At 53.5% G+C, this 26,584-nt stretch carries 25 protein-coding genes and 2 tRNA genes; 12 read left to right on the top strand and 15 right to left on the bottom strand.

Annotated elements, in window-relative coordinates; translation table 11 throughout:
- Positions 1 to 2: 2 nt before the first annotated feature.
- From AUP42_RS13785 to AUP42_RS13765, 5 genes are all read right to left on the bottom strand, one after another.
- Positions 3 to 75: transfer RNA gene (locus AUP42_RS13785), tRNA-Lys, on the bottom strand.
- A gap of 152 nt (positions 76 to 227) precedes the next feature.
- Complete coding sequence (locus AUP42_RS13780; protein WP_062952168.1) at positions 228 to 758, bottom strand: peptidylprolyl isomerase; 531 nt, start codon at positions 756 to 758, stop codon at positions 228 to 230.
- A 61-nt stretch (positions 759 to 819) separates the two neighbouring features.
- The gene (gene coaD, locus AUP42_RS13775) at positions 820 to 1,347 is read right to left on the bottom strand and encodes a pantetheine-phosphate adenylyltransferase (protein ID WP_062952167.1); all 528 of its coding nucleotides are present in this window, start codon (positions 1,345 to 1,347) and stop codon (positions 820 to 822) included.
- Positions 1,348 to 1,359: 12 nt separating this feature from the next.
- Positions 1,360 to 4,161 (bottom strand): DNA gyrase subunit A, encoded by a 2,802-nt coding sequence (gene gyrA / locus AUP42_RS13770; protein ID WP_062952166.1) that lies wholly within the window; start codon positions 4,159 to 4,161, stop codon positions 1,360 to 1,362.
- Positions 4,162 to 4,352: 191 nt separating this feature from the next.
- Entirely contained in the window at positions 4,353 to 5,315 is a 963-nt protein-coding gene (locus tag AUP42_RS13765; RefSeq protein WP_062952165.1) for a DMT family transporter, read from the bottom strand.
- A gap of 311 nt (positions 5,316 to 5,626) precedes the next feature.
- On the opposite strand from AUP42_RS13765, the gene AUP42_RS13760 reads away from it, so the two are divergent.
- Positions 5,627 to 5,845, top strand: a complete 219-nt coding sequence (locus tag AUP42_RS13760) for a hypothetical protein (protein ID WP_156484620.1) — start codon at positions 5,627 to 5,629, stop codon at positions 5,843 to 5,845.
- An 18-nt stretch (positions 5,846 to 5,863) separates the two neighbouring features.
- Here AUP42_RS13760 and AUP42_RS13755 read toward each other — a convergent pair whose 3' ends face one another.
- Complete coding sequence (locus AUP42_RS13755) at positions 5,864 to 6,706, bottom strand: DUF547 domain-containing protein (protein WP_062952163.1); 843 nt, start codon at positions 6,704 to 6,706, stop codon at positions 5,864 to 5,866.
- 138 nt (positions 6,707 to 6,844) lie between these two features.
- On the opposite strand from AUP42_RS13755, the gene AUP42_RS13750 reads away from it, so the two are divergent.
- Positions 6,845 to 7,639, top strand: a complete 795-nt coding sequence (locus AUP42_RS13750; RefSeq protein ID WP_062952162.1) for a putative metalloprotease CJM1_0395 family protein — start codon at positions 6,845 to 6,847, stop codon at positions 7,637 to 7,639.
- Between the two features lie 70 nt (positions 7,640 to 7,709).
- Here AUP42_RS13750 and pyrC read toward each other — a convergent pair whose 3' ends face one another.
- Together pyrC and AUP42_RS13740 are read right to left on the bottom strand one after the other, a co-directional pair.
- Positions 7,710 to 8,765 carry a dihydroorotase gene (gene pyrC / locus AUP42_RS13745; protein ID WP_062952161.1) on the bottom strand — a complete coding sequence of 352 codons (1,056 nt, stop codon included), beginning with the start codon at positions 8,763 to 8,765 and terminating at the stop codon, positions 7,710 to 7,712.
- A gap of 136 nt (positions 8,766 to 8,901) precedes the next feature.
- Positions 8,902 to 8,978 (bottom strand) — tRNA-His (locus AUP42_RS13740).
- Positions 8,979 to 9,296: 318 nt separating this feature from the next.
- Between AUP42_RS13740 and AUP42_RS13735 the strand changes: the two genes are divergently transcribed.
- Positions 9,297 to 10,298: a Gfo/Idh/MocA family protein gene (locus AUP42_RS13735; protein ID WP_062952160.1), complete on the top strand. Its 1,002-nt coding sequence runs from the start codon at positions 9,297 to 9,299 to the stop codon at positions 10,296 to 10,298.
- An 81-nt stretch (positions 10,299 to 10,379) separates the two neighbouring features.
- Here AUP42_RS13735 and AUP42_RS13730 read toward each other — a convergent pair whose 3' ends face one another.
- Positions 10,380 to 10,616, bottom strand: a complete 237-nt coding sequence (locus AUP42_RS13730; RefSeq protein ID WP_062952159.1) for a tautomerase family protein — start codon at positions 10,614 to 10,616, stop codon at positions 10,380 to 10,382.
- Between the two features lie 52 nt (positions 10,617 to 10,668).
- The gene (locus AUP42_RS13725) at positions 10,669 to 11,382 is read right to left on the bottom strand and encodes an SDR family NAD(P)-dependent oxidoreductase (protein WP_062952158.1); all 714 of its coding nucleotides are present in this window, start codon (positions 11,380 to 11,382) and stop codon (positions 10,669 to 10,671) included.
- Between the two features lie 170 nt (positions 11,383 to 11,552).
- Between AUP42_RS13725 and AUP42_RS13720 the strand changes: the two genes are divergently transcribed.
- Positions 11,553 to 12,479, top strand: a complete 927-nt coding sequence (locus tag AUP42_RS13720; RefSeq protein WP_062952157.1) for a LysR family transcriptional regulator — start codon at positions 11,553 to 11,555, stop codon at positions 12,477 to 12,479.
- Between the two features lie 12 nt (positions 12,480 to 12,491).
- Here AUP42_RS13720 and AUP42_RS13715 read toward each other — a convergent pair whose 3' ends face one another.
- Positions 12,492 to 13,358 (bottom strand): LysR family transcriptional regulator, encoded by an 867-nt coding sequence (locus tag AUP42_RS13715; protein ID WP_062952156.1) that lies wholly within the window; start codon positions 13,356 to 13,358, stop codon positions 12,492 to 12,494.
- Positions 13,359 to 13,474: 116 nt separating this feature from the next.
- On the opposite strand from AUP42_RS13715, the gene AUP42_RS13710 reads away from it, so the two are divergent.
- Positions 13,475 to 13,813, top strand: a complete 339-nt coding sequence (locus AUP42_RS13710) for a rhodanese-like domain-containing protein (protein WP_062952155.1) — start codon at positions 13,475 to 13,477, stop codon at positions 13,811 to 13,813.
- Between the two features lie 80 nt (positions 13,814 to 13,893).
- On the opposite strand, the gene AUP42_RS13705 is transcribed toward AUP42_RS13710, so the two are convergent.
- Positions 13,894 to 15,066: an aminotransferase gene (locus AUP42_RS13705; protein ID WP_062952154.1), complete on the bottom strand. Its 1,173-nt coding sequence runs from the start codon at positions 15,064 to 15,066 to the stop codon at positions 13,894 to 13,896.
- 425 nt (positions 15,067 to 15,491) lie between these two features.
- On the opposite strand from AUP42_RS13705, the gene AUP42_RS13700 reads away from it, so the two are divergent.
- From AUP42_RS13700 to AUP42_RS13690, 3 genes are all read left to right on the top strand, one after another.
- Positions 15,492 to 15,830 (top strand): P-II family nitrogen regulator, encoded by a 339-nt coding sequence (locus AUP42_RS13700; protein WP_007091888.1) that lies wholly within the window; start codon positions 15,492 to 15,494, stop codon positions 15,828 to 15,830.
- Positions 15,831 to 15,894: 64 nt separating this feature from the next.
- Positions 15,895 to 17,304, top strand: a complete 1,410-nt coding sequence (gene glnA, locus AUP42_RS13695) for a type I glutamate--ammonia ligase (RefSeq protein ID WP_062952153.1) — start codon at positions 15,895 to 15,897, stop codon at positions 17,302 to 17,304.
- A 136-nt stretch (positions 17,305 to 17,440) separates the two neighbouring features.
- Entirely contained in the window at positions 17,441 to 19,228 is a 1,788-nt protein-coding gene (locus AUP42_RS13690) for a tetratricopeptide repeat-containing sulfotransferase family protein (RefSeq protein ID WP_062952152.1), read from the top strand.
- A gap of 45 nt (positions 19,229 to 19,273) precedes the next feature.
- Here AUP42_RS13690 and AUP42_RS13685 read toward each other — a convergent pair whose 3' ends face one another.
- Together AUP42_RS13685 and AUP42_RS13680 are read right to left on the bottom strand one after the other, a co-directional pair.
- On the bottom strand, positions 19,274 to 20,941 hold the full coding sequence (locus AUP42_RS13685; protein WP_062952151.1) for a bifunctional diguanylate cyclase/phosphodiesterase: 1,668 nt from the start codon (positions 20,939 to 20,941) through the stop codon (positions 19,274 to 19,276).
- A gap of 167 nt (positions 20,942 to 21,108) precedes the next feature.
- Positions 21,109 to 21,450, bottom strand: coding sequence for a hypothetical protein (locus AUP42_RS13680; RefSeq protein ID WP_062952150.1), 342 nt, complete (start codon positions 21,448 to 21,450; stop codon positions 21,109 to 21,111).
- A gap of 197 nt (positions 21,451 to 21,647) precedes the next feature.
- Between AUP42_RS13680 and AUP42_RS13675 the strand changes: the two genes are divergently transcribed.
- From AUP42_RS13675 to AUP42_RS13665, 3 genes are all read left to right on the top strand, one after another.
- On the top strand, positions 21,648 to 22,052 hold the full coding sequence (locus tag AUP42_RS13675; protein ID WP_062952149.1) for an OsmC family protein: 405 nt from the start codon (positions 21,648 to 21,650) through the stop codon (positions 22,050 to 22,052).
- 131 nt (positions 22,053 to 22,183) lie between these two features.
- A complete protein-coding gene (locus tag AUP42_RS13670) occupies positions 22,184 to 23,488 on the top strand; it encodes an alpha/beta hydrolase (protein ID WP_062952148.1) in 1,305 nt (434 codons plus the stop codon).
- A 50-nt stretch (positions 23,489 to 23,538) separates the two neighbouring features.
- On the top strand, positions 23,539 to 24,480 hold the full coding sequence (locus AUP42_RS13665; RefSeq protein ID WP_062952147.1) for an alpha/beta fold hydrolase: 942 nt from the start codon (positions 23,539 to 23,541) through the stop codon (positions 24,478 to 24,480).
- Positions 24,481 to 24,496: 16 nt separating this feature from the next.
- Here the strand turns inward: AUP42_RS13665 and AUP42_RS13660 are convergent, their stop codons facing one another.
- Complete coding sequence (locus tag AUP42_RS13660) at positions 24,497 to 25,435, bottom strand: helix-turn-helix domain-containing protein (RefSeq protein WP_062952146.1); 939 nt, start codon at positions 25,433 to 25,435, stop codon at positions 24,497 to 24,499.
- Between the two features lie 141 nt (positions 25,436 to 25,576).
- On the opposite strand from AUP42_RS13660, the gene AUP42_RS13655 reads away from it, so the two are divergent.
- The gene (locus tag AUP42_RS13655; RefSeq protein ID WP_062952145.1) at positions 25,577 to 26,560 is read left to right on the top strand and encodes a phytanoyl-CoA dioxygenase family protein; all 984 of its coding nucleotides are present in this window, start codon (positions 25,577 to 25,579) and stop codon (positions 26,558 to 26,560) included.
- Positions 26,561 to 26,584 lie beyond the last annotated feature (24 nt).

Here is a 26,584-nt window from a genome sequence, read left to right as displayed (position 1 = left end):
GGTGAGCCCGACAGGATTCGAACCTGTGGCCAACTGATTAAAAGTCAGTTGCTCTACCAACTGAGCTACGGGCCCTCAACGTTGGTGAAGCGCGTTTTAATGGGACTGGCGGCTGCGGTCAACACCTGTTTTCCATATTTTCCGGGTTTTTATGCTTTCTGGCCCCAAAACGCGAAAGCCGCCCTGATCAAGGACGGCTTTCGGTTGCATTATGAGGACCAAAACGCTTATTGCGCGTCAGCCGCGACCTGCATTTTTACAATATGGTCCGGATCGGCAACCCGGCCATTGGCCCACGGTGCGCCGCGCTTCAGACCATCAACATATTCCATGCCCGATACGACCTGCCCCCAGATGGTATATTGTCCATCAAGATGCGGCGCGTCGGCAAAGACGATGAAGAATTGCGAGTCAGCACTGTTCGGATTGGTAGAACGCGCCATCGAAACAGTGCCGCGCACGTGATGTTCGTTTGAAAACTCCGCCGGAAGCTTCTGGCCAGATCCGCCGGTACCGTCCCCTTTGGGATCACCGCCCTGCGCCATGAAACCTTCGATCACACGATGGAAGGTCAGGCCATCATAGAAACCATCTCGGGTCAGTTCCTTGATACGCTCGACATGCTTGGGCGCCAGATCCGGGCGCAGCTTGATCACAACGCGACCTGCTTCAAGATCCAGATACAGGGTATTTTCCAGATCCTGCGATGCATCGGCCGACTGGGCCTGAGCACCGCCGCCGATTCCACCGTTCGACATGGTCACTATTCCTAATACGAGTATAAAAAGAGATGCGAGACGAATAAGACGCATGGGTGCGCTATTCCTTTTCTTCGGCCAGCTTTTCGTGCAGTCGCTTCAGCACGTTTGCCGGCACAAATTCGGTAACATTACCGCCTAGACGGGCGATTTCCTTCACAAAGCGTGAGGACACGAATTGCTGTTTATCCGACGCCATCAAAAAGACCGTCTCGACCTTGGGGGCAAGACGGGCATTCATTCCGGCCATCTGGAATTCATATTCGAAATCCGAAACGGCCCTCAGACCACGAATGATGATGCTTGACCCATTTTCCTGAGCAAACTGCATGAGAAGCGATCCGAACGGCTTCACGATGGTACGGGCAGCAACTTCGCCACCCGCAGCCTTAAGAGCCTCTTCGACCAGTGCGCAACGTTCTTCGACCCCAAACATAGGGCCCTTTCCCGCATTAACCGCAACGCCGACAATAAGCTTGTCAACGATGCGGGTCGCGCGACGAATAATGTCCATATGCCCCTGGGTTACCGGGTCAAACGTGCCCGGATAAATCCCGATACGTGAGGCTTTTGAAGACTGTTCGTTCATTGATCTTCCGTTTTATTCGTCGATGTCGTCAGAACCGGTTTCCACTGCCTCGCTGCTATCATCAGCAACGATCGGTGCATCTTCGCCTGCTGCGATTTCGATGCCTTCTGCACCTTCTTCGCCTTCAAGCTCCTCATCACCATTATCGCCCAGATTTGACAGACGTTCGACAGCAACAACCTGTTCATCTTCGGCCGTACGGAACAGGGTAACCCCCTGTGTCTTGCGACCGGCGATGCGGATATCGTGTGTCGGCATACGGATGACCTTGCCACCATTGGTGACCATCATCAGCTCGTCGCCTTCTTCAATTACGAAGGACGCCGCGACATTGCCGTTACGTTCCGACATCTCGATATTGGCAAAGCCCTGACCACCACGGCCCGTAACACGGTATTCATAGGCAGACGTACGTTTGCCATAACCGTTTTCGGTAACCGAAAGGATCAGCTGATCGCCCGCCAGAAGTTCGTCGTAACGTTCCTGCGAAAGGATTTCCAAAGGCAAAGCATCATCAGCCGAGATTTCCTCGCGACGCAGCTTGCTTGCAATCGAAAGATACTCGTCACGTTCTTCCATAGAGGCATGGTTACCAAACAGGACGGACATCGCGATGACCGCGTCCTCGTCGGCCAGACGAATACCGCGGACACCGACCGAGTTACGGCCGGTAAAGACACGAACGTCCCCAACACGGAAACGAATGCATTTACCCAGACGGGTCGTCAGCAGAATATCGTCATCATCGGTACAGGTCTGAACCGCAATCAGTTTGTCACCACGATCTTCTTCAAGTTTCATGGCGATCTTGCCGTTTGATTTCACATTCACGAAATCGGCAAGGCTGTTACGGCGGACGTTACCGGTCGAAGTCGCAAACATCACATGCAGGTTTGGCCATTCTTCCTCGTCGGGAAGCGGCAGAACCGTTGTGATATATTCGCCTTCGGACAGCGGCAGCAGGTTCACAAGCGCCTTGCCGCGCGATTGCGGCGTGCCCAGCGGCAGACGCCAGACTTTCATCTTGTAAACCATCCCCTCGGAACTGAAGAACAGAACCGGGGTGTGGGTGTTAGCCACGAACAGTTTGGATACGAAATCCTCTTCGCGCGTTGCCATACCCGAACGGCCTTTGCCACCGCGACGCTGTGCGCGATAGGTCGACAGCGGAACACGCTGGATATAACCGCTGTGCGAAACGGTCACGACCATTTCTTCGCGGGCAATCAGGTCTTCGATGTCGTGTTCGAATTCGGCTTCCTGAATTTCACTGCGACGTTCATTGGCAAACTCGTTGCGCATTTCCGTCAGTTCATCCTTCAGGATGATCATCTTGCGTTCGCGCGAACCAAGAATATCAAGGAAGTCTTTGATCTTCTCACCCAATTCGGTCAATTCGGACGCGATTTTATCACGCTCCAGACCGGTCAGGCGATGCAGACGCAGCTCAAGGATTGCGCGCGCCTGCGCTTCGGACAGGCGATAATTGCCATCGTCCGAACCAACCTGGTTCGGATCGGCGATCAGCTCGATCAACGGAACAATATCGCCCGCCGGCCAACTGCGTTCCATCAGCTGTTCACGTGCAATCTGCGGGTCTGCTGCGGCACGAATCAAACGAATGACTTCGTCGATATTGGCAACAGCAATGCCAAGCCCCACAACCAAGTGGGCACGTTCACGCGCCTTTTTCAGCAGGTGAATGGTCCGGCGTGTAATGACCTCTTCGCGGAACTCGACGAATGCCTGAATGATGTCTTTCAGGTTCATCAATTCCGGCTTGCCACGGTTCAGCGCCAGCATATTGACGCCAAACGAGGTCTGAAGCGCAGTAAAGCGGAACAGCTGGTTCAGAACCACATCGGCAACCGCATCACGCTTGATCTCGATAACCATGCGAACGCCCGAACGGTCAGACTCGTCACGTAGATCGGAAATGCCTTCGATCTTTTTGTCGCGAACCAGTTCCGCGATTTTTTCCATCAGCGTCGCCTTGTTCACCTGATAGGGAACTTCGGTGACGATAATGGCCTCGCGATTGGCGCGGATTTCCTCGACATGGGTACGTGCCCGCATAACGACAGAACCACGACCGGTCTTAAAGGCCGAATGAATACCCGAACGGCCAAGGATCAGCGCACCAGTCGGAAAATCCGGACCATGCACGAATTCCATCAGGCCTTCGACGGTAATGGCCGGATTATCGACATAGGCCATGCAACCATCAATAACTTCGCCAAGGTTGTGCGGCGGAATATTGGTGGCCATACCAACTGCGATACCGCCCGCACCATTGACCAGCATGTTCGGAAAGCGTGCCGGCAGAACCGATGGTTCCTTGGTGGTTTCGTCGTAGTTATCGCGGAAATCGATGGTTTCCTTATCGATATCGTCGAGCAGAAAGTGGGCTGATTTGGCCATGCGGGCTTCGGTGTAACGCATGGCGGCGGCCTTGTCGCCGTCCATCGAACCGAAGTTCCCCTGCCCGTCAATCAGCGGCAAGCGCATGGAGAACCCCTGCGCCATACGAACCATTGCGTCGTAAATCGCGCTATCGCCGTGCGGGTGATATTTACCCATAACGTCCCCGACCACACGGGCCGACTTGCGGAACGGTTTGTTCCATTCAAAGCCGTTCTCATGCATCGCATACAGAATGCGGCGGTGAACCGGTTTCAAACCGTCACGGACGTCTGGAAGCGCACGGCTGACGATCACGCTCATCGCGTAATCGAGGTAGCTGCGGCGCATTTCTTGTTCGATGGATACCGGGAAAATATCGCGGCTATCTGGGTTGGTCTCTTTGGTGGACAAAAGCCGTGACCTCTTAAACGCTTGATCAGAAATGCTTCAATCGGCGTGACATATGGACATATGCCTGACCAGTGAGCCGGAAAGTATCAGGTTTGTCCTGCACAAACAATATTGACAAATCTGCCTGTCCCGGCATTAGGCACAAACGACCGAAATAATCGTATTTTAAGCAAAATTGCCCGGCCTGAAGGCTACTTTTTACCATCGGGTGCGGTCATGATCGGTGCTACCGGGTCACATTCAATCTCGGCAACATCCTTATCCCTGACAGTCTTTCGCCCGAAACGTATCTGCGAAACGGCAATCCCGGCCAGAATAACGCCAAGCGCGATCACGCTGGTGGGCTGAGGCAGTTCCTGAAGCACAAGAAAACCGACCATCACACCGACAGCTGGCACGAGGTAATTGTTAAACACCACAAAGCTCGCCCCGGCACGCGCAATCAGATACAGAATCAGGAACATGGCAATGCCGGTCGGGAAAATCCCCAGATACAGGATCGATAGCGCCCCATCAACGTCCCATCCCATATTCCAGGGCTGATCAACAAACAGCGCAAAGGGTGCGAGCATCAATGCGGCAAAAGTCAGAATCACCGCCGCAGATCCGACGCGGGGCTGATCGCGCAGATTGCGCGCAACCAGCGATGAAATCGCGTAACACACCGCCGCGATCAAAACAGCCAGCTGAAAAACAAGCTGTCCGCCAAGCCCGGTCAGGGTTTCCGGCCCGACCAGAACAATCACGCCAATGGTGCCAAGAGCCACGCCAAGCGCCTTGCCCGTCGAAAGTTTTTCATCATGCGTCACGAAATGCGCCAGCGCCACCGTTGTCAGCGGCACGACAGACATCAGGATTGCCGCCAGTCCTGCATCGATTTCCGTTTCGCCATAACTGATTAGGAAAAAGGGAATAGCATTTCCCAGCAGCGCGACAAAGAAGGTAGACCACCACGCACGCCGCCCCTTTGGGAGGTCACTTTTCCGGATAAAAGCAAAGGCCCAAAGCACGAGTGCGGCAACGCTAAGCCGCCCCGCTGCGACCACCAACGGCGAATAGGCATGCACACCGATCTTGATGAAGGTGAACGAACTACCCCACATCAGCGCCAGCAAAAACAGCAACGCAAATTCACGAATTCCCGGACGTGTCATCTTCCCAGCCTATTCTTGCCACAGTTTTTGGGCTTTATCGAACATCGAAAGCCAACTGACAGCGTTAGAGCCAGAAAACACGAGAATCAAGCGAATAGCTGAAAATCAGCCGCCCCATAATGCGGCCTGCAATCGGCACCACCTAAGAAAAAGCCCCATCTTGTCTAGCGTGAAATCTCCTGTCGGGCTTTGACGCAGCACAACGCTTTTGCAGCGAAAAGATGAAAAAAGACAATGGACACAACTTAATTGTTGCGAATGATTTTCAATCGCTTTATCGTAAGCGCAATAATATGAATGGGATGCGAGTAATGAAATATGTGGATCAGGAACTGACCATTGAGGAAATGCTGGCCGATCCGATCGTCCAGACATTAATGCGCTACGATGGTATTTCTGCCAGTGACGTTCGTCACACGATTGATCAGGTTCTGCAAAATCGCCTGCCACTGCGCCCTGTCCGGGTTCGCAGCAGCGGTGCAGTCCCCCATGACTGGCGTATGACCGGCCTGCGTCCGGATGCGGCCTGAGGCCTGAATGACCGCGACTCACGGACCGCTATCGTTCAATGACCAGTCATAATGATAGCCGCTGATTGGCAAGTCATCCCCGTGGACGCTCAGCCATGTTGCGAATTCCAATCCGGCATAGCGCGCCAGATGATCGGAAAATGCGGCATCGCTTTTGCCAAAATCGGATCGATACCAGTCAAAAAGCGATGAAAACTCCACCTCTGATCCATCTTCTGCCACTCGCACCGCGCGCTCATCCCGAATGAACGCCAAAGCAGCCTTATCAAGTTGCTCTTCTATACGGCTGCCGTCATAGGCCGTTGCCATCAGTGCCGGACAGCCAATCGACGCACAGTTAAGCGCATAATGAATGCGGGGATCCTGCCAGATCGGACGCAGGATGCGATGTTCAACATCATTCAGACTCAGTGACCGTCCCTCGACCAGCAGAAGTTTTTTGTCCCACGGCCCCACCGAGAACCAGCCAGGCGAAATATTGATGTCGCGAATACTGTCGACCGGATAATGATCCAAGACCACCGCAACTGTTTGCGCATTATAAAGATTGATCCAGAATGCCATTTGCTGTTCGCGGCTGTATCCATCGATTTCAACGGATTGCATTGCAGCAAGGTAGCCTGAAATTTGTGTACGGCTTGACGATTTGGCCCCGGCATAATCGAACTTGGTGACACCCGACGAAACCACAATCAGGTGATGATCAAGAATCGTTTGCCAGGGAGAATGATCAATTTCTGCTTCGTTTGAATCGTCATGGGTCTGCCGGTCCGGCCAAAGATCAGCATCCGGTGCGGCGAATGCAACCACCGGCAACATTGCCCAAAGCACGGTCACGACCGACATCCATAAACGTTTCAAAATGTCATTTCCCCGGCACCACCCATCCGCGATCCTGCATTCTATGGTCGACGGGCCGTTCAAGGTCACATCAAACTGCCGTGATGGCAGCACCGCCAATTATATACACCTAACCACAAGTTGATATATAATGATCCCATGACACAGGCCGGTGCAATTCAGCTTATCCCCGGCAGTGGCGGGCAATTGGGACAAGTCATTGCAACCCGAGCCCTCCTCGGTGCCGGACACCAATCGGCAGATTCTGGTTCTGCCGGTAATGGTTCTGCTGGGCCACAATTAAGGTCTGCCGCCGTTTCGATCCGTCCGATCAACGAAGCCATCTCTGTCACACCGCCACCCGATATAACGGCAAACGCGCCTTCCGCGCCGGTCAACAGCACAGCATCAATTGTAACCATCATTCAGCAGCTTGATCCTCGCACCCTGCCGGGGGCAGCAGCACCCGACACCCAAAGTCCTGCCAAGCAACAACGCGAAGCGCGCGAGGAAACACCTGAAAGTGCGCGCCCACCAACAAGCAACCCGGCCCTTCTGACCGACCGCGAACGCGAGATTGTACGTGAATTGCAGGCACGGGACGCCAATGTCCGGACCGAAGAAGAAAGCCATCAGACCCTTGCCGGTGCGAATGCCGGAATGATCAGTTACAGCTACACCGCCGGTCCCGACGGGCGGCTTTATGCCACGGGCGGCAAGGTTAGCATTCACCCGCTTCAGGGCCTTGACGGGATTGCGGCGATTGCCAATCAGGCCGCCATATCGCGCGCCGCCTCCATGCCCGGAACATCATCGGCCGACTTCAATGTTGCGCAGGGTGCCTCACGTAATATCAGTGCGATGATCGCAACACAGGCGATTGCGGCCGCAGAAAGCTATCGCATGACCCTGGGGCTGCACGCGGCCCCGGCCAATATTGACATCACGGGTTGACCTTCCATCGTAGAAGCCAAAGAAAAGGGGCCTGCTTGGCAAGCCCCTTTTGAACATGATTTGCGCAAGCCTAATCGGCATAGTGCCAGTAAATCGGGAAGCCCGGATCAAACACCGTGACGGGCCCCTCACCGGTTTCAATTCTGGCCGGGAAAGTTGCCGCCGCATCGCGTTTTTCCAGCGTGATCTTGTCGCCATTCAGCGGCAGACCATAGAATTGCGGACCATTGACCGAGGCAAAGCCCTCAAGCTTGTCCAAGGCTCCTTCTTGCTCGAACACATGCGCCAGAAGCTGGACCGTGTTATTGGCGGTAAAGATACCGGCACAACCGCATGCGCTTTCCTTGCGATCATCGGTATGCGGCGCTGAGTCAGTCCCCAGAAAGAATCGTACATCGCCACTTGTCGCCGCCTTGCGTAGCGCCAGACGATGTTTTTCACGCTTGGCCACCGGCAGGCAATAGAAATGCGGATGAATACCCCCGACCAGAATGGCATTGCGGTTGATGATCAGGTGATGGGTGGTGATCGTCGCAACAAGGTTCTTGTCATTGGCTTTGACGTATTCAACGCCGTCTTCGGTGGTGATATGTTCCATGATCACGCGAAGTTCCGGCAAACGCTTGCGCAGCGGATCAAGAACGCGGTCGATAAACACCGCCTCGCGGTCGAAAATATCAATCTCGGGATCGGTGACTTCGCCGTGCACGCAAAGCGGAATGCCAAGACTTGCCATACGTTCCAGCACAGGCATCGCCTTGTCGAAATCGCGTACACCACTTGCCGAATTCGTCGTCGCCCCGGCCGGATACAGCTTCAACGCCGTAATCACGCCATTTCGATATCCTTCTTCGACATCGTCGGGATTGGTGCCTTCGGTCAGGTAAAGCGTCATCAGCGGCGTAAAATCATGCCCCTGCGGGATGACCGCGTTAATCCGGTCGCGATAAGCAATCGCATCCTCGGTCTTGACCACCGGCGGCACAAGGTTTGGCATAATGATCGCACGCGCGAAATGTTCGCTGGTTTCACCAATGATCCCTTCAAGCATCGCGCCATCGCGCAGATGCAAATGCCAGTCATCGGGACGGCGAAGGATAATGCGATTTACTGAATTTGCGGACATGGGGGCGACCTCCTCGGAACCGGAACAAAAGAATGGGCGCGAGCGCAAAGGCTAACTAGCAGATCAGTCCCGGTTTTGGAATTGGAAAGCGGCCAGAAAGACAAAAGGCCAGGCATTTCTGCCTGACCTTTTCACATGGGGCGAGTGATGGGACTTGAACCCACGGCCCCCAGAGCCACAATCTGGTGCTCTAACCACCTGAGCTACACCCGCCGTCGTGTGGCGCGGTTTTTATCGCCGGGAGCCCCGGACGTCAAGCGCATATTTTTACTTTTTTGCCCTGTTTTCCCCGGAACTTCGCAAAGTCGCACAATCCGGGGGACTGCGGGTTTTAACATCGGGTATATCATTGCATCCAATCCAACCGAACAGGCATCCCATCCGTTTGAACATCTTGCGTGATCGCGCAAGTGGCCTAATTAAATCAATTCAATATCTTGAACACGCCCGCCATTCCGGGCGAAATTAACACGGCGCACCGGCCTGAACCGTCATGTGCGCCACAAAGAGAAAACAATACGGAGTATCGGAATGAAGTGGGGCGTCATCAGCACGGCAAAGATCGGTACGGAAAAGGTCATTCCGGCCATGCAGGAAAGCGACAAACTTGAAATTCTTGCCATTGCCGGACGTGATCTTGAAAAAACGCGCGAAACCGCCCAAAGCCTGCGCATTCCGCGCGCCTATGGTTCCTACGAAGAACTGTTGGCCGATCCGTCAATCGAGGCAATCTATAATCCCCTGCCCAACCATCTTCATGTGGAATGGACGATCAAGGCGCTGGAAGCAGGAAAACACGTACTGTGCGAAAAACCGATCGGACTGGACACCGAAGATGCCAAGCGCCTGATCGCGGCGCGCGACAAAAGCGGCAAGCATGTACTTGAGGCCTTCATGGTCCGTCATCATCCGCAATGGCAGGAAGCACGTCGGCTCGTTGAAAGCGGTCAGATCGGCACAATCACCACGGTGCAAAGCATCTTTACCTATTTCAATGCTGATCCGAACAATGTGCGTAACAAAAAGGATATCGGCGGCGGCGGTTTGCTTGATATCGGCTGTTACTGCATCGTCGGTCCGCGCTACATCACGGGCAAGGAACCGGTGCGTGTGGTTTCCCTGATGGACAAGGATCCGAAATTCGGCACCGACCGGCTTGTTTCGGGCATGCTCGATTTCGGAAGCGGCATTCAGGCAAGCTTTGTTTGCGGCACACAGTCGGCAGCCGTGCAACGCGTTCATATCCTTGGCACCGAAGGCCGCGTCGAAATCATTATGCCGTTCAACCCGATCCCTGAAAATCCGGCACTGATACGTGTCGGCACGCAAAAACAGCCCGGTTTTGACGAAGCACGCGAAATCAAATTCCCGATCTGCAACCACTATACCCTGCAGGGAGAGAATGCGACGGCGATCTTTAATGGCGAAAGCCCGGTCGATTATCCAATCGAGGACGCCATCGCCAATATGCAGATCCTCGATGCTCTGAGCCGCTCTGCACGTACCGGAAGCTGGGAAATGGTCAGCTCCTGATACCTACCGAAAATAAGACGAAGAAAAGGGCGCAGCTATTCGGCTGCGCCCTTTGTACTTGTATTTGGCTTGAAACCGATTTCAACCGGCCTTTGCCGCAGCCTGTTTTCGATGCTCGGTAACCGGAATACCGCCGACGCCCCAGTTATCTGTCTCGACTTCGTCGATGACAACGAAGGTGCTGTTATGCGGTTTGCCCAGAACCTCGAACAAAAGGTCGCTAACCCCCTTTATCAGGGCCTGCTTTTCCTTGACCGTGGTGCTGGTTTCTCCCTTGGTGGTTCCCTCACGGGTGATCTTGATATTTACATAAGGCATCTTGTTCTCCTTGGGCATTGGCCCGGCTTGACAATTAGGATTAACATCGGAATTACCAGCGACCGGCGTGCTGACCACCATCGACATTCAGGGTTTCACCGGTAACGAAGTTGGCCAGTTCAAGATAGCGAACAGCATCAGCAATGTTTTCAACCTCGCCCATTCGTCCCATCGGATGAAGGCCGTCGAAGAATTCGAAATGTTCGGGTGCATGCATCGGTGTTTTGATGATGCCCGGCGCAATGGCGTTCACACGAATACCCTGCTTGGCATACTCAATCGCAAGCCCACGGGTTACCGAGTCCAACCCGCCCTTTGTAAGGGTTGCCAAACCGGATGGAACACCGGCCAGAGCCTGATGAACCAAACCAGTTGTAATCTGGACGATATGACCGCGCCCCTGCCGCAGCATCAGGGGAATGACACGCTGCGTGATATGGAAGAACCCGGCAACATTCACCCGCAGAACATTCTCGAAATCTTCGGCAGAATATTCATGAAACGGCTTGCTGATAAAAATGCCCGCGTTATTGATCAGGGTATCAATCCGCCCAAAACGGTCTTCCGCAGTTTCAACAATCTTTGTCGCAATCACCGGGTCGCTGATATCACCGGCAACAGTCACGACTTCGTTATCTTCGCTAGCCGCGATATTGCGTGAGTTGGCAACCACCGCATATCCCAGTTCACGATAGGTTTTGACAACACCGGCGCCAATGCCCTGGGAAGCACCGGTTATAATGGCAACTTTCCGTTCGTTACTCATGACTTCATTCCCTAAAAAACTGAACGATGCAGGCATCACGACCATACTTTCCGTTCAGGAAATTTGAATTCGCCCATTGGGCAACAGCGTTACCAATGGTTTAATTAATTGCGCCATTCGAAGGAATTAGCGAAAAATGCAATTCAGTCTTTCGATTTGAGGAACGAACAATGGACCGCATTGATGCAATGAAGGTTTTCATCACCGCCCTGGATGAAGGCAGTCTTGCCGCGGCGGCACGAAAGCTTGGCCGGTCCCCGGCTGCAGTCACGCGGGCTTTGACATTTCTGGAAAATCATATCGGTGTGCAATTACTGCACCGTTCCACACGTGCACTTCGTCTTAGCGAGGCGGGTGAACGCTATGCCTCTGCATGCCGTCGCATCCTCATTGATATCGAAGAAGCCGACCTTCTGGCAGAAAGCGAGACAAAGGCACCACGCGGTCTGTTGACCGTAACCGCCCCTATCACCAGCGGGGCTGGCATCCTGCGCCCGATACTTGATGATTATCTTGACCTGCATCCGACGGTACGGGCGAAGCTTCTGTTGCTTGACCGGATTGTCAGTCTTGTTGACGAAGGCATTGATGTGGCATTGCGTATCGCCCATCTGAATGACTCCAGCATGATAGCCATCCGCGTCGGCGAGGTCCGGCGCCTGCTGTGTGCTTCGCCGTTCTATCTGGATAACAATCCACCGATCCGCGAGATCGTGGATTTGGCTGGCCATCAATGCATTGCCAATTCCCAGTTAGGCGAAACCGGATGGTCCTTTCCCTCCAGAACAGCCGACCGTGCTCCTCGGGTCGTGCGTTTTACACCCCGCCTGATCACCAACGGCATTGCTGGCACCCTGCCCTCTGCCGTGGAAGGCAAAGGGGTTACGCGGGCATATTCCTATCAGATTGCCGAACATGTCGAACGGGGCGAATTGCGAATATTACTGCCAGATGACGAAGAACCGCCCATCCCGGTTCATCTTGTCATTCCCGAGGGACGGCTATCCACGCCGCGTGTGCGCACCTTTGTCGATTATGTGGTTCCCCGCCTGAAGGCAGAATTCAGCCGCAGGAATGCTATTTGCGCCAGAAGATAACGAGCTGTTTGTTCATGCCCCACCGGCAAACAGTGCTGATTTGGCCTTTAATCTTGCAAACATGAATTCATTGAATACCCGAATACGCGGCACGGCCTGCAAATCATGATGGATCAAAACCCACAGATCATTATCCAGTCCGTTGATCGGTTTACCTAGTGCCCGGATATTGGCGAAAGCATGCGCCAGAAAATACGGTAAAACAGCCACGCCCGCGCCGCTATCAACAAGACGCGCAACGTTCAAAAGTGAATTGCTGCGCAAAGCCACCCGGCCATCAGCGAAGTTTTTATCACGCCATCGGGCGGCAGCGATATGCGCGAGGCTTTCATCGCAGGTGATCCAGGGTGCGTTTTCGCAATCATCAAAAACATCCGATCCACAAACCACCGATGTGATCGCACCGATTCTGCGTCCGACAAGGCTGCCGTCCGGTGCGTTCGCCGGGCGGATGGCAATATCGGCGTCATGCCGGTTCAAATCATAAAAACGGTTATCGGTGACAACCTGCAACGTGATTTCAGGAAAAGCCACCCCAAACGCCGCAAGATCGGGGGCCAGAACCGCATGAAGCAGTGTATCGGTTGTGGTCAGCCTGACTGTACCGCTCGGGCGGATATCTGTCCCGGCCAGCTTGCGCGACAAAATTGACAATTCACCTTCCAGCTTTTCGGCGGCCTCGATCGCCACCTGCCCGGCATTGGTTGGCTGATAGTCGCCCTGATTACGCTCGAACAGTTTATTGCCCAATCGCCCTTCGATATCTGCAAGACGCCGAAACAGGGTTGAATGATGAAGTCCGGTTTGACGCGCAGCCTGCGTCACACTGCGTGCCCGCGCCACAGACAGAACCAGTCGCAGATCATCCCATTCCAGCATCCAAATCACCGTTCGCTTTTGTGCACACAATATGTGGTTTATCACAAATTTACTTCGCAAAACAGCGCATCAATAATCAAGGTATCAAACACTACGTCACATAAAGGAGACGGCAGATGGCTGTTAAAATCACCCGCGACGAACTGAAAACCGCCCTTACCGGGCCAAACGCCCCGACTCTGATCGAAGCACTTCCGGCAAAATATTATGTCGATGCCCATTTACCGGGTGCGATCAACATCCCCCATGACCTGATCGCCGAAAAAGTCACGCAGGTCCTGCCCGACAAAACAGCCCCCATCGTGGTCTATTGCGCGAATGGGCCGTGCCGAAATTCCGGGCTTGCAGCCGATACCCTGTCCGATCTTGGTTACAGCAATGTCCGCGATTACCACGAAGGCAAACAGGATTGGCGGGATGCAGGTCTTCCTCTGCAAGGTCAGGGCACGCTGTAGCAGATCCCTGTTCACCCCCTCCTAAAACGCAAACAGGCCGACAATGGTCGGCCTGTTTCATAATGTGCCAAGGCATTTCGCTACTTCGCAAAAGCCTTTTTTATCCGCTCGATGGCTTCGGTCATTTTTTCTTCGTGCTTGCAGAAGCAGAACCGCACAAAGTTCCGCACCCCGCCATCTTTACCCTGATAGAAGGCTGAAACCGGGATCGCGACAACACCGGCTTCCTTGATCATTATCTGGCAAAACTCGACATCGTCGCAATCATATCCGAGCGGACGGAAATCGCAGGTAATGAAATAAGTACCCTGAGAGTCCAGAACACCAAAACCGACTTCCTTCAAACCTTTCATCAGGAAATCGCGCTTTGCCTGCATTTCGGCCGTAAAGCCCTCAAAATAATCATCACCCTTGTTAAGCCCGTAGGCAACACCATGCTGCAGCCCCGGCGGGACAGTGAAAACAAGGAACTGATGTGCCTTTTTGATCGGCTCCATCAGTTTGGCACATGCCGTGATGTACCCGATCTTCCATCCTGTCAGCGAGAATGTCTTTCCTGCCGACCCGATCCGCACAGTGCGGTCGCGCATACCGGGGAAAGTCATCAGCGGTTTGTGTTTGCGCCCATCAAAAACCAGATGTTCATACACCTCGTCACAGAGCGCGATGACGTCATGCTTGATGCAAAGATCGGCAATGAACTGCAATTCATCATCGCCATAGACCTTTGAACACGGGTTCTGTGGCGAGTTGATCAGGATCAGCTTGGTTTTCTCGGAAAATGCTGCGGCAAGCTCTTCGCGCGGCAATTCCCAATGCGGCGGGGTAACACGCACCAGCTTGGGAATACCCCCTGCCAGCTTCACCATAGGAAGGTAGCTGTCATAAAGCGGTTCGATCAGGATCACCTCATCGCCAGGTGCGACCAGACCAAGGATCACATCTGCCAGCCCCTCGGTCGCGCCCACAGCAACAAGGACTTCTTTTTTCGGATCAACCTCTATGCCATAAAAACGCTTGTTATGGCCGGCAACCGCCTGAAGCAGTTCTGGCACCCCGGCAAGTGGCGGATACTGGTTTGACATTTCCATCGTTGCACGCGCGGCAGCTTGACGGATATCTGCCGGGCCGTCGGTATCTGGTGCACCCTGCCCCAGATTGATGGCATTATGTTTATGGGCCAGTTCATTCATCACTTCAAAAATCGTGATGCCGCCCGAAGCGAAAAGAGGATTGCCGACAAATTCAGTCATGAGGCGTCCTTATCTGTGTATCGATACCGGTCGGTGGCAACCGGCCTTTTATTTAAGATGTCTGATGGCAGAGATCATATTTCTGGCAGACAGATTATATGATCGATCCCCAACCGTCATAGTCCGTGTTTTCTGTATTTTCTGTCGCATGATGCAGGCTGATCAAGCAAGCACGGATAGATGGAAACCACATTGAACACGACGCACGCAGACCATTTGCATAAATTTTGAACATTATGCCTAAAAGTCGACCAGATGCATTCAAGAAAATCTTAAAAATTTCATGGGTTTTGCTGGGTTTTCGCGCAGAGACTCCTTAGAATGATCGTGCGGGCCAAAACTGGCACGGCCCGTGCAATTGACGCGGCAAAGCAATTGAGCTTTCCGAGTTCTACGCAACTCTCGCAAAAAGCAGAGGGCGCTTAATGAAAAAGATTGAAGCCATCATCAAGCCATTCAAGCTTGACGAGGTCAAAGAGGCCCTTCAGGAGATTGGCCTCAAAGGGATTACCGTTACCGAAGCCAAAGGCTTCGGCCGACAGAAAGGCCATACGGAGCTGTATCGCGGCGCCGAATATGTTGTGGACTTCCTGCCGAAGGTAAAGTTGGAAATCGTCGTTGAGGACACGCTTGTCGAGCGTGCGATTGAGGCAATCCAGCAAGCCGCTCATACCGGTCGTATCGGTGACGGTAAAATCTTCGTTTCCTCGCTTGAGGACGCGATCCGCATTCGTACCGGTGAACGGGGCAACGACGCGATCTAATCGGTCTGTTACCTGACATTGAACATCGTACGGTCACTAATTTTGAGTTTTAAAGGGTTGCATCATGTCTGACGCTGCTTCTGTACTTAAGCTTATCAAAGAAAAAGGCATCCAGTTTGTCGATCTGCGCTTTACCGATACCAAAGGTAAATGGCAGCACACCGCGCAGGACATCTGCACGATCGACGAAGACGTTTTTGTTGACGGCATCATGTTCGACGGTTCGTCGATCGCCGGCTGGAAAGAAATCAACGAATCCGACATGATCCTGATGCCGGATCCGTCAACCGCAGTTGTTGATCCGTTCACCGCACAGCCGACCCTGATCATCGTTTGTGACGTTATCGAACCGGCCACTGGCCAGGGTTACGAGCGTTGCCCGCGTTCGACCGCGAAACGCGCACTCGCATACATGAAATCCGCTGGTATCGGAGACACTGCATATTTCGGCGCAGAGCCGGAATTCTTCATGTTTGACGACGTTCGCTGGACCACCGCTGGCGAAGGCATGGGCTATCAGCTGGACTCCGAAGAAGGCCCCTACAACACCGGCACCGAATTCGAAGGCGGCAACCGTGGCCACCGTCCGGGTCCGAAGGGCGGCTACTTCCCGGTACAGCCTGTTGACTCGGCCAACGACATCCGTGCCGAAATGGTCAACTATATCAACGAAATGGGCGTGCGTTGCGAAAAGCACCACCACGAGGTTGCACCGTCGCAGCACGAACTGGGTATCGCATTCGGCACCCTGATCGAACATGCCGACGCCGTTCAGATCTACAAATACTGCATCCACATGGTTGCACACCAGTATGGCAAAACCGCAACCTTCATGCCGAAGCCGGTCTTCGGTGACAACGGTTCGGGCATGCATACCCACCAGTCGATCTGGCACGAAGGCAAGCCGCTGTTCGCAGGTAACGGTTATGCTGACCTGTCTGACACCGCCCTGTACTATATCGGCGGCATCATCAAGCACGCCAAAGCACTGAATGCTTTCACCAACCCGACGACCAACTCCTACAAGCGTCTGGTCCCGGGCTTCGAAGCACCGGTTCTTCTGGCTTACTCGGCTCGTAACCGTTCGGCTTCCTGCCGTATCCCGTACACCGCTTCGCCGAAGGGCAAGCGCGTCGAGATTCGCTTCCCTGATCCGCTTGCCAACCCGTATCTCGCATTCACCGCAATGCTGATGGCTGGCCTTGACGGTATCGAGAACAAGATCCACCCGGGCGATGCAATGGACAAAAACCTCTATGACCTTCCGCCGGAAGAGCTCAAAGAAGTCCCGACCGTTTGCCGTTCGCTCCATGAAGCACTTGACAGCCTCGACGCAGACCGCGACTTCCTGAAAAAAGGCGATGTGATGAGCGACGACCTGATCGACGCATACATCGCTCTGAAAATGGAAGAAGTTATCCGCTTCGAACAGTCGCCGCACCCGGTCGAATTCGACATGTACTACAGCGGCTGATCCTTTCACCAGAAAGGACCATCGAACACGAAACGCCCGGCCATGTGCCGGGCGTTTTTCTTTTATCCCGGCCGCCAGTTTTTCTGCCAGCAAGCGTGTTTACATACAGCACCAGCCCAAAAGCCCGGAAGAACTGATGTCAAATCAGATAGCAGAACGTCACCAAACGAAAACAACGATCAAGGCCATCGCCGAAATCAGAAACCAGTGGACCAATGGACATCGCCGGAAGGCCCGCAAACTGTGTTATCGTTTGCTGAAAGAGAAGCCTGACCTGCCCGACGCCCTGCATATCAGAGCCCTGATGCATCATCAGGATGGCAATGCCCTTGATGCGATTCGTGATCTTGAAATGGCATGCAACAGTTTTGATCCACAAACGGTTTACTTTACCGATCTATCCGCCATTCTAAGCGCATCTGGCTATCCGGCGCAGGCAAAAACCGTTCTGACCCAGGCTCTAAAACGCAAACCGCTTGATCCGAAGCTGTTGCTGCAAATGGGCATTTTCCTCACCGGGAATAACGAGGCACGACAGGCAGTGCCATTTCTGAAACGTGCGATTGCACTTGCGCCGTCCGAATGGCTTGCATGGAATGCAATGGGGGCGGTCAGCCTCGCCCATGATGATCTTGATGCCGCTATCGGTCATTTCCGCACCGCGGGGAAATATGCCCGGGAATCCGGTCATATGGACGGTTATATCGACACCCTCATTAGCGAAGGCGAATGCCTTAAAGAACTGGGACAGATCGATACGGCCCGCGCGATATTCAAAGATGTCCTTGCACGGCATTCCGGCCATATCCGCGCATGGCATTGCCTGACCCTGATCGATAAGGTTTCGGCAGACCATCCGTCCCAGCAGGTAATGATCAACAAGACCAGATCACGATCCTTTGAAAGCATTCCCGACGGACAAAAGGAACTATTGCTGTTTGGTCTGGCCAAAAATCATATGGAACACGGCGAAATTGATGCCGCAATGAAAGCATTGAATGACGGCAACCGCATCAAGCGTCGCAACATTCAATATTCCCCGCAAACCATCGAAAACGTCCTTGGCATTACTAAGGCGGCCTTTCCGGCAGAACGATTTTCCGATCTGCAAACCCCGGATGAAAAGGGTGATCAGCCACAACATGTTTTCATCGTCGGCATGCCGCGATCCGGAACGACACTGGTCGAACAAATTCTGGCATCTCACCCGGAAATGTACGGAGCAGGTGAACTTGACACACTTGGTTATCATCAGGATGCCCTGATCGAGCATCAGGTTAAACAAGGTCAGCCTCGTGACGAGGTTCTTAAATTCAGCGACGCGTTTATTCAGACACTCGGCACCATCTATTGCAAAGAAGCGCGGGCAAGGGTCAAAGCTGATTCTGGCAGCATGAAAAGCATGCCCGTCAAACGCATTATCGACAAGATGCCTGCCAATTTCACTCGGGCGGGTCTGATTGCGCTGATGCATCCGGACACCCGGATTATCCATTGCCGCCGTGATGCGATGGACACCTGTTTTTCCTGTTACAGTCGACGCTTCGGAAGTGCCCAGAATTTCAGCTACGACCAAATGGAACTCGGCGCATTTTACAACAACTACCTGAAATTCATGGACCACTGGCGAAACATTTTACCTGCTCATCGCTTTATCGAGGTCGATTACGAAGACATCGTCAATAACCTTGAAGGACAAGCCCGCCGCCTTATCTCTTTCACGGGATTACCGTGGGATGAAGCCTGCCTGACATTCTATGAAAACAGACGCCAAGTTCGTACACACAGCACCTTGCAGGTCAGGCAACCGATCTATCTCAGCAGCATCGGTGCTTGGCACCCCTACGCCCGATATCTTGGTCCGCTTATGGATACGCTGGGCGTTGATCCGGCGACCGGGCAACAAAGGAAAGAGGCGGGATGAATAAGTCACCCCACCCCAAACAGAAGTTTATCACCTACATCCGCGTTAGGTGGTCTCATCCCTATGCAGGTCAGGTTCAAGTTCCGGTCGATAAAAGCATGCCTGTCCCTTGCCCGCGGCCTTGGCCTCGTACATGGCCTTGTCCGCACGGCGCAATTGTTCGCTCATGTCGCAATAACCGGCATCAAAAACGGTAAAACCGATGGATGCACCGATATCGCACGCATTTCCTTCCCATACATAGGGCTTGGAAATCTCGGTAATGATCTCATCAGCCAGAGTGGCCATTTCATTTTCATCACCCTTGTTAATAAAGAACAGGGTGAACTCGTCCCCGCCCAAGCGGGCCACTTCTTCGGCGCGACGTGCAACCCGTTTAAGACGCTTCGCTGTCTCGACAAGAACCCAGTCACCTGCCGCATGCCCCAAAGTATCGTTGACCGCCTTAAAGCCATCCAGATCAAGCAGAAAGATCGACGCCGCAGTATTTGTACCTCGCAGAACCGTCTCGCACTGCGAAAGTTTCTGCATATAGCGCGCACGGTTGGCCAGACCTGTCAGTTCGTCGTTATTCGCCTTGTTCTGTAATTCACGCGCGGCGAGTTTCTGCTTGGTGATGTCACTTAGCCACCAAAGAACGGATTCCTGTCCTTCGAATGTGAGCGGCTCCATGGATGTTTTAAGCCATCTTGCGTCGGAATCCGCCGGGCGACGAATACGAAGCTCGACATCCTGCAATTCGCCGAGCATATCCATATCCTGCAGGCTTTTTTCGCGGTAACGTTCCGAAAGAAGGACCGTATCGGTTGGCATCGTCTCGTCACTGTTCAGTGCCAGAAGATTGCCGAACATTTTGTTGAAGAACCGGAATTCACCACCATCCCGGCTGGATATGCCAACACCAATAGGGGCTTTTTCAAGCAATCCGGTCAAACGTTGCGCCGCCGCAGCAACTTCGGCCTGTGCACGTTTCAACGATGTGACATCAATCAGCGAACCGATGGTCCCGGCAATCGAACCACTTGGACCTTTCAGACTTGCAACAGCAAACAATGCTGATTTTTCAACACCACCCATTTCGAAATCGATTTCGTGCCGCACATGCCCTTCGGATATCAGTAGTGGTGCTTCATAATCGGTAATCTGCGTGACCAATGGCTTAGAGGCGACATCGGCAAGTTTGCTACCGATCACCTTTTTGGGTTCATGGCCGATCAACTCTGCAAACGCGTCATTGCAACGGTTAATCACACCATCCAGATTTTTAAGGTAAACCGGGATCGGCAGAACATCGATTAAATGCTGGATGAAAATCTTGTGATCGGACAAAGCCTTGGCAAGTTCCTCGGCCTTGCCCGCTTCGCGAAAGACCAGCGCAGTCAGACCTTCGGGACCTTCGGCCTTGCGCCAGGTGACTTTTTTACCGCCCGTCTGAAACGCGGGCAAGTCCGCCTTGGCTGTTTCACCGGAAATCAGGCCAAGCGTCTCGCGCACGGCTCCAACACCATCACCCGAGGCGAATTCAGCATTTTTCGCCAGAAATGCAAGAAACTGTTTGATTTCGCTGCCGTCACGCAAAGCCGATTTCGATGCGTTAAAAAGATTAACCGCAACCGGGTTGGCATGAACGATTTTAAGATCGGACGAACCGATAAATATAATGCCGTCACGCGCCAGTGCTGCTGTGGCGACGACGTCCGGAGCAATTGACAATACACGTACGCGCCGCTTTGCGACGCACTCCCTTTCCCGTGTTATCTATAATGCCCCAAAACCATTGGATCTTTTGTAAATCCAGACCCCTTGAAAGGCCTTTTACAAGGCTCATATTGCATACGTAAGTATATGGCAAGACTGCTCTTGCGGCCAGCGCCAATCCGTCAGGATTTTTTATCTCCAACTGGCAGATCAATATATCCCCGATCGATGCAATGTTCGAGTTCCCGGGCTGCTGCCAGCATCTCCTGATAGCTTTCGCGCAGATGCTTAAGCTTCGCCAGTTCTTCGGCCGTCGGGTGATTATCCTTGCGGTCCGCACTGAGCTTGAAAGCATATTTGAGATAATCGGCACGAAGCTTGGCGACGTTGATAATCAGCGGCAAAGCCGTATCGACGCTCATATCGGGGATCGCAGGACTGATGACTTCATGGTTCACTTCACGCAAAACATGTTCCATGGCCATCATGAAACGGCTTTTGCTGCGTCCGGCATCCTGCGTCATGACTTACCCTCCTTGGCGATAACGGTCTGGAATGACATACATTATCTCCTGTTAAGGTAAAAACTCCTATAACAGTTTTACACCCCTGCATTTGATGTTTTTCAACCTGTAACTGCCTGTTGCGATCACGGCTTGCACGATCCGGTCAGGCAGGCTAGACGATGAAGCATGGAATTCTCGAGACAAGGAACCCGATCATGGAAGCACGCGTAAAGTGGCTTGAAAATCTGACCTTCACCGGCACCAGTGGATCTGGCCACGGAGTGGTCATGGATGGCAACAGGGACACCGGCTTTGGCCCGAGCCCGATGGAAATGCTGCTTCTGGGGCTGGCAGGATGTTCATCGATTGACGTCGTGCATATCCTCCAGAAAGGCCGCGAGAAGGTTATTGACGTTCAGACAGATGTCAAAGCCGAACGTGCTGAAACCGATCCCAAGGTGTTCACGAAAATCCATCTGCATTTCAAGGCAAAGGGTGAAAACCTCAACGAAGCCAAACTGGCCCGTGCGGTTGAACTGTCAGCCGAAAAATATTGTTCGGCCTCGATCATGCTTTCAAAGGCTGCCGAAATCACACATAGCTGGGAAATCATGGAATAAGTGCCTGATTTGCCAGCCTGCTTTAAAGCGGTCCGTTTCGGGCCGCTTTTTTGTTAGTCGCGTCATAATCCAGCCTGAGTTAGAGTTTATCGGACACGCCTGCAAACAGAAATGATGGAAGGAAGCATCCCATGTCCGTAAACGGCTTTGTGCGTTCGACACTTGTCGCGGTTACGCTTCCGGCGACCCTCGCACTTTCGGGATGCTTTTTTGAAGATCCGCAACATGATCCATCCGGTCTTGCCATCGCCGCACCAGCGACGAACGAACCGTTTGACGATTACGTCAAAAAAACCAGCGAACAGCTTCGCTCGGCCCTGAAATCCAAACGCTTTGATCAGGAAGCCGCCCCATTTGGTCAATACAACCTCGATCAGGTGGTCGCAATGCGAGCCCCCTTTGCCACCGGTCCGGATAAGGCTGCCTGCGATGCCGCCGGAAACGATACGGCACACGGCAGGGATGTTGGGTTCCTGATGGTGCACGGCCTGACAGACAGTCCGTTTCTAATGACCGATATCCGCGATACGCTAAAATCCAAATTCCCCTGCGCAACCTTCCATGGCGTCCTGCTTCCGGGGCATGGCACCGTGCCGGGTGATCTTTTGGACGTAACCTACGAGGAATGGATCGAAACGGTTCGCTACGGCATGGATGGCTTCACCGATGGTACCGATCACATCATCACCATCGGCTATTCGATGGGGGCAGCCTTGGTCGGACGGGAATTTGATGCTCGCCGCCGCGATCCGCGCATGACGGCAATGGTTTTGCTATCTCCCGGTTTTTCGGCCAAAAGCGATCAGGCTTGGCTGACACCCTATGCCCGTTATGTCCAAAGCTGGGTTGGACAGGGTGAAAATAGCGATGCCGCCAAATACGGCTCGATGGCAATGAATGCAGCCGCCGAATTCCACCTCCTGACAGAACCCTATCGCAATGGCACCATGGATGCGTTCGATATTCCCGTCTTCATGGTCGTCAGTTCAGATGACCGAACAGTTGATCCCTTGCTGGCCGCAAATTTCTTCTGCAGCAAGGTGACAAACAACAACAAACGCCTGATCTGGTATCAGGGTGAAGAACACCTGATTGACGAACATCCGCTGTGCGACGGTGTCGACATTGTCAAATCTGCCGATCCGGACTGGCGTACCCTGAACCACGCCCATACCGCGATTACCATGCGCCCTGAAAATCCACATTACGGCATGGATGGCGTCATCCGTCGTTGCGATCATTACGACGAGCAAAGCCCCAACAGCAAATGCCAGACCAGCAGCGATGCCGTTTACGGCGAACTCAATCTGGCGGAATCCGCATCACCGGGCAGCCTGCGACGCGGCACCTTCAACCCGGACTTCGTTAGCATGCTTGATAAGATGACCCATTTCATTGAAGTGTCACTGGAAGTCCCCGGAAAGACCGCAAATTGATGAATAGTGCTGATCGCCCTCCGACCACCGGATAAGAAGCTCGCGAAGACATGACATTTGCCATTGATCGTTTTACCGGACAAAGCGGCCTGACATTGCGTTATGCCCTTTACTCGCCCGAAAATGCCCTTGGTCATGTCCTGATCCTTCAGGGACGCGGTGAATTTATCGAACGATATGATGAAACTGCGCGCGAACTTGCCGAACGTGGGCTTGGATGCGTCACATTTGATTTTCGCGGTCAGGGCGGATCGACCCGCGAAGTGACGGAAAGCCATATGGGTTATGTTGGCGATGTCGGACATTATGTCGAAGACACCCATGATGTGCTCCGGCATCTGGCCAATCAGCACAATACCAGCTGTGATCTGCTTCTAACTCATTCGACCGGTGGGTTGGTCGGTATGCATATGTTGCTTGAAAACCCGGACCTGTTTGGCAGTGCCGTCATGATTGCCCCGTTCTTCGGGCTTGGCGGTCCGGACTGGATTGCGCTTGCTGCACAGTTTTTGTCAGCCGGCCTTTGCCGATACGGGTTCAATAAACAGTTCCTGCCGGGGCAAAAGCTGCTTTCGCCATTACAACCCTTTGCCGATGACAATCTGCTGACATCGGATCGTGCGCGCTATGAACGCAACGTCACCTGTTTGCAGGACAATCCCGATCTGGTGGTTGGCGGGGTATCAGCAGGTTGGCTTGATGCCTGCTTCCGGGCTCAGGCGGAATTGTCACGTCGCGTGGTGCCTGACAATGATTTTGCGGCTGCCCCCCTGCCCCCGATTACAATGGTCCTATCAGGAAACGATCAGGTGGTCAGCAACCGCGCCACACAGGAACTGTTTGGTGATCATCCATCCGTCACCATGGTCGAAATCCCTGAATCCCGCCACGAAATCCTTCAGGAAAGCGATCATTTCCGCGCCCTTTTCTGGCAGGCGTTCGACCAGCATCTGGCAAATCACCACCACAACTGGATCCTGCCCGGTTTCTGATGGGTAATGTTCGTCCTCATACCGCCTGCAATATCCCCTTTTCAAACCGGTCCCGCCGAAACCGGCTCGGCGGCATGCCACGATGACGGGAAAATTGCCGATTAAAATGCGACAGGTTCTGGAATCCGGCTTCCTCCGCCACCCGATAGATCGGAAGGTCCGAAGACAGCAGCAGCGATACCGCCCGCCCGAGCCGCAATCCCATCAGATAATCCTGAACGCTTGATCCCGTATGGCGTTTGAAAAACCGACGCAGTGTCCGTTCGCTCATGCCGGTCTGATGGGCTATTTCGGCGCTGCCAATCTGCTCGACATAGTGCGAATGCAAAATATCCAGAACCCGGCCAAGCCGGGTTGCCTCGTGATAATCGGGCACCGTTGCATCAAACCGCTCGGACGCCAGCGGTATCCGTTCCCGTGCATCCAGCAAAACCCGTAATACCTCTATCAGCAACAATAAGCGGTCGGCCGGATCGCCGGCATCAAACCGGGGCGTAAAGGCTGCAACCTTTCGCGCGGTCAGGGCATCGAACTTCACCCCCCGCCTCGCATCTGTCAGGGCAGGTCGCAAACGCGCAAATTCCGGCATGGTTGCACAAACATTATTGATCCAATCGGCCGTAAACCAGAACACAAAGGCCTGATGTGGCCGTTCGCCCGGCTTTGCCTGCAAATCAAGATCATAGGCCCCCATGTCGATTTTCCCGGCTGCGGGCGGGACGGCATTGTCCGAATGCCATGTATGGGGCAGGTTCGGGCCCAACAACACCAGATCATCGTTACCATAATAGCCGATATGATCTCCGACATACCGTTGCCCCTCACTTCCGAGCGTCAGGGTCAGTTCATATTCCGGATGAAAATGCCACTCGAACGGGATCGCACGCAGGTTCCGGTGCAGGCCGCGCCATGACCGGTCCGGTGCAATTTTCACATGTTCGAACAGAAGCTTCATTCAAATGCCCGCTTATACGGCTATTATAGTCGATTAAATTGGCTGAATAGTATCATATTATGTCCGCCCTGTCAGTGGGCTTAATCATTGCCGGCCCCTAGAATGGTTCCAACATCATGAACCATGCGGGAGGAAACAATCATGAGCATGCTGGCAAACGCGACCATGGCGACAATGGCCCCAACCGGCCCGAATGCGAACAGACCTGGCAATGCCTCGGTCAAGGAAGTCACCGGTACGCAATTGCGCGACCTGGAAAAAACGCTACCGCTGCGTGTGCTGTCGGATGCAGATTTCAAACACTGGCAGACCTATGGCTATGTTGTCGTGAAAAATGCCGTCCCGCAGGAACAGGTCAAGGCCACCGTCGATTTCCTTTGGGAATTTCAGGAAATGAACCCGAATGATCCAGCAAGCTGGTCCCGCCCGCAAATGCGCGACCATGCCATGACCGAATTGAACAATTCCGGCATGGTCGAAGCCTATCACCATCAATCAATGTGGGATAACCGCCAGACCCCGCGGGTTTATGATGCCTTTGTCGATATCTGGGATCGCACTGATCTTTGGGTATCGATCGATCGCGCCAACCTTAATACCCCCAATGTTGGCGCGCGTGCCTTTGACGGCTTCATTCACTGGGACGCAGACACCAGTCAAGACCCGTTGCCAATCAATGTGCAGGGGGTTTTATCGCTGGTCGATACCAATGATGATATGGGCGGTTTCCAGTGCGTGCCCGACCTGTTTGCCAATTTTGCCGACTGGCTTGTCACCGCGCCAAAGGATCGCGATCCGTTCCGTCCGGACATTGCCAATATTCCGTATGAACCCAAACGCATCCCGATGCAGGCCGGTGATCTTTTGATTTTCAACAGTCTGCTTGCACATGGCATCCGTGCCAACCGGTCTAACCAGACACGCATTGCGCAGTATATTTCGATGGCTCCGGCAACCCCCGAAGAACAGGAACTTGTCGATTGGCGCACCCAAAGCTGGTCCGAACGCCTGCCAGCCGGCGGCCACGCCTTCCCCGGCGACCCGCGCAATTGGGAACAGACGCGCTATGATCGCGCAAAACTGACCCCGCTTGGGGAAAAGCTTCTTGGCAAAACGCCTTGGTAACAGAACAAAAAACGCCCCGGATAT

Origin of the sequence: Thalassospira lucentensis (assembly GCF_001613805.1) — a bacterium.
GTDB classification, from domain to species: Bacteria; Pseudomonadota; Alphaproteobacteria; order Rhodospirillales; family Thalassospiraceae; genus Thalassospira; species Thalassospira lucentensis_A.
Note: the sequence above shows the minus strand (reverse complement) of the source record. Positions and strands in the feature narration are given on the sequence as shown.

What these genes read in the sequence shown, in the direction of transcription:
- AUP42_RS13735 (WP_062952160.1), top strand. Translation starts at nt 9,297, where the DNA reads ATGAAGTGGGGCGTCATCAGCACGGCAAAGATCGGTACGGAAAAGGTC.
- AUP42_RS13675 (WP_062952149.1), top strand. Translation starts at nt 21,648, where the DNA reads ATGGAAGCACGCGTAAAGTGGCTTGAAAATCTGACCTTCACCGGCACC.
- AUP42_RS13710 (WP_062952155.1), top strand. Translation starts at nt 13,475, where the DNA reads ATGGCTGTTAAAATCACCCGCGACGAACTGAAAACCGCCCTTACCGGG.
- AUP42_RS13730 (WP_062952159.1), bottom strand. Translation starts at nt 10,616, where the DNA reads ATGCCTTATGTAAATATCAAGATCACCCGTGAGGGAACCACCAAGGGA.
- AUP42_RS13660 (WP_062952146.1), bottom strand. Translation starts at nt 25,435, where the DNA reads ATGAAGCTTCTGTTCGAACATGTGAAAATTGCACCGGACCGGTCATGG.
- AUP42_RS13700 (WP_007091888.1), top strand. Translation starts at nt 15,492, where the DNA reads ATGAAAAAGATTGAAGCCATCATCAAGCCATTCAAGCTTGACGAGGTC.
- AUP42_RS13715 (WP_062952156.1), bottom strand. Translation starts at nt 13,358, where the DNA reads ATGCTGGAATGGGATGATCTGCGACTGGTTCTGTCTGTGGCGCGGGCA.
- AUP42_RS13670 (WP_062952148.1), top strand. Translation starts at nt 22,184, where the DNA reads ATGTCCGTAAACGGCTTTGTGCGTTCGACACTTGTCGCGGTTACGCTT.
- glnA (WP_062952153.1), top strand. Translation starts at nt 15,895, where the DNA reads ATGTCTGACGCTGCTTCTGTACTTAAGCTTATCAAAGAAAAAGGCATC.
- AUP42_RS13665 (WP_062952147.1), top strand. Translation starts at nt 23,539, where the DNA reads ATGACATTTGCCATTGATCGTTTTACCGGACAAAGCGGCCTGACATTG.
- pyrC (WP_062952161.1), bottom strand. Translation starts at nt 8,765, where the DNA reads ATGTCCGCAAATTCAGTAAATCGCATTATCCTTCGCCGTCCCGATGAC.
- AUP42_RS13765 (WP_062952165.1), bottom strand. Translation starts at nt 5,315, where the DNA reads ATGACACGTCCGGGAATTCGTGAATTTGCGTTGCTGTTTTTGCTGGCG.
- AUP42_RS13705 (WP_062952154.1), bottom strand. Translation starts at nt 15,066, where the DNA reads ATGACTGAATTTGTCGGCAATCCTCTTTTCGCTTCGGGCGGCATCACG.
- AUP42_RS13760 (WP_156484620.1), top strand. Translation starts at nt 5,627, where the DNA reads ATGAAATATGTGGATCAGGAACTGACCATTGAGGAAATGCTGGCCGAT.
- AUP42_RS13720 (WP_062952157.1), top strand. Translation starts at nt 11,553, where the DNA reads ATGGACCGCATTGATGCAATGAAGGTTTTCATCACCGCCCTGGATGAA.
- coaD (WP_062952167.1), bottom strand. Translation starts at nt 1,347, where the DNA reads ATGAACGAACAGTCTTCAAAAGCCTCACGTATCGGGATTTATCCGGGC.
- AUP42_RS13655 (WP_062952145.1), top strand. Translation starts at nt 25,577, where the DNA reads ATGAGCATGCTGGCAAACGCGACCATGGCGACAATGGCCCCAACCGGC.
- AUP42_RS13750 (WP_062952162.1), top strand. Translation starts at nt 6,845, where the DNA reads ATGACACAGGCCGGTGCAATTCAGCTTATCCCCGGCAGTGGCGGGCAA.
- AUP42_RS13725 (WP_062952158.1), bottom strand. Translation starts at nt 11,382, where the DNA reads ATGAGTAACGAACGGAAAGTTGCCATTATAACCGGTGCTTCCCAGGGC.
- AUP42_RS13780 (WP_062952168.1), bottom strand. Translation starts at nt 758, where the DNA reads ATGTCGAACGGTGGAATCGGCGGCGGTGCTCAGGCCCAGTCGGCCGAT.
- AUP42_RS13690 (WP_062952152.1), top strand. Translation starts at nt 17,441, where the DNA reads ATGTCAAATCAGATAGCAGAACGTCACCAAACGAAAACAACGATCAAG.
- AUP42_RS13680 (WP_062952150.1), bottom strand. Translation starts at nt 21,450, where the DNA reads ATGACGCAGGATGCCGGACGCAGCAAAAGCCGTTTCATGATGGCCATG.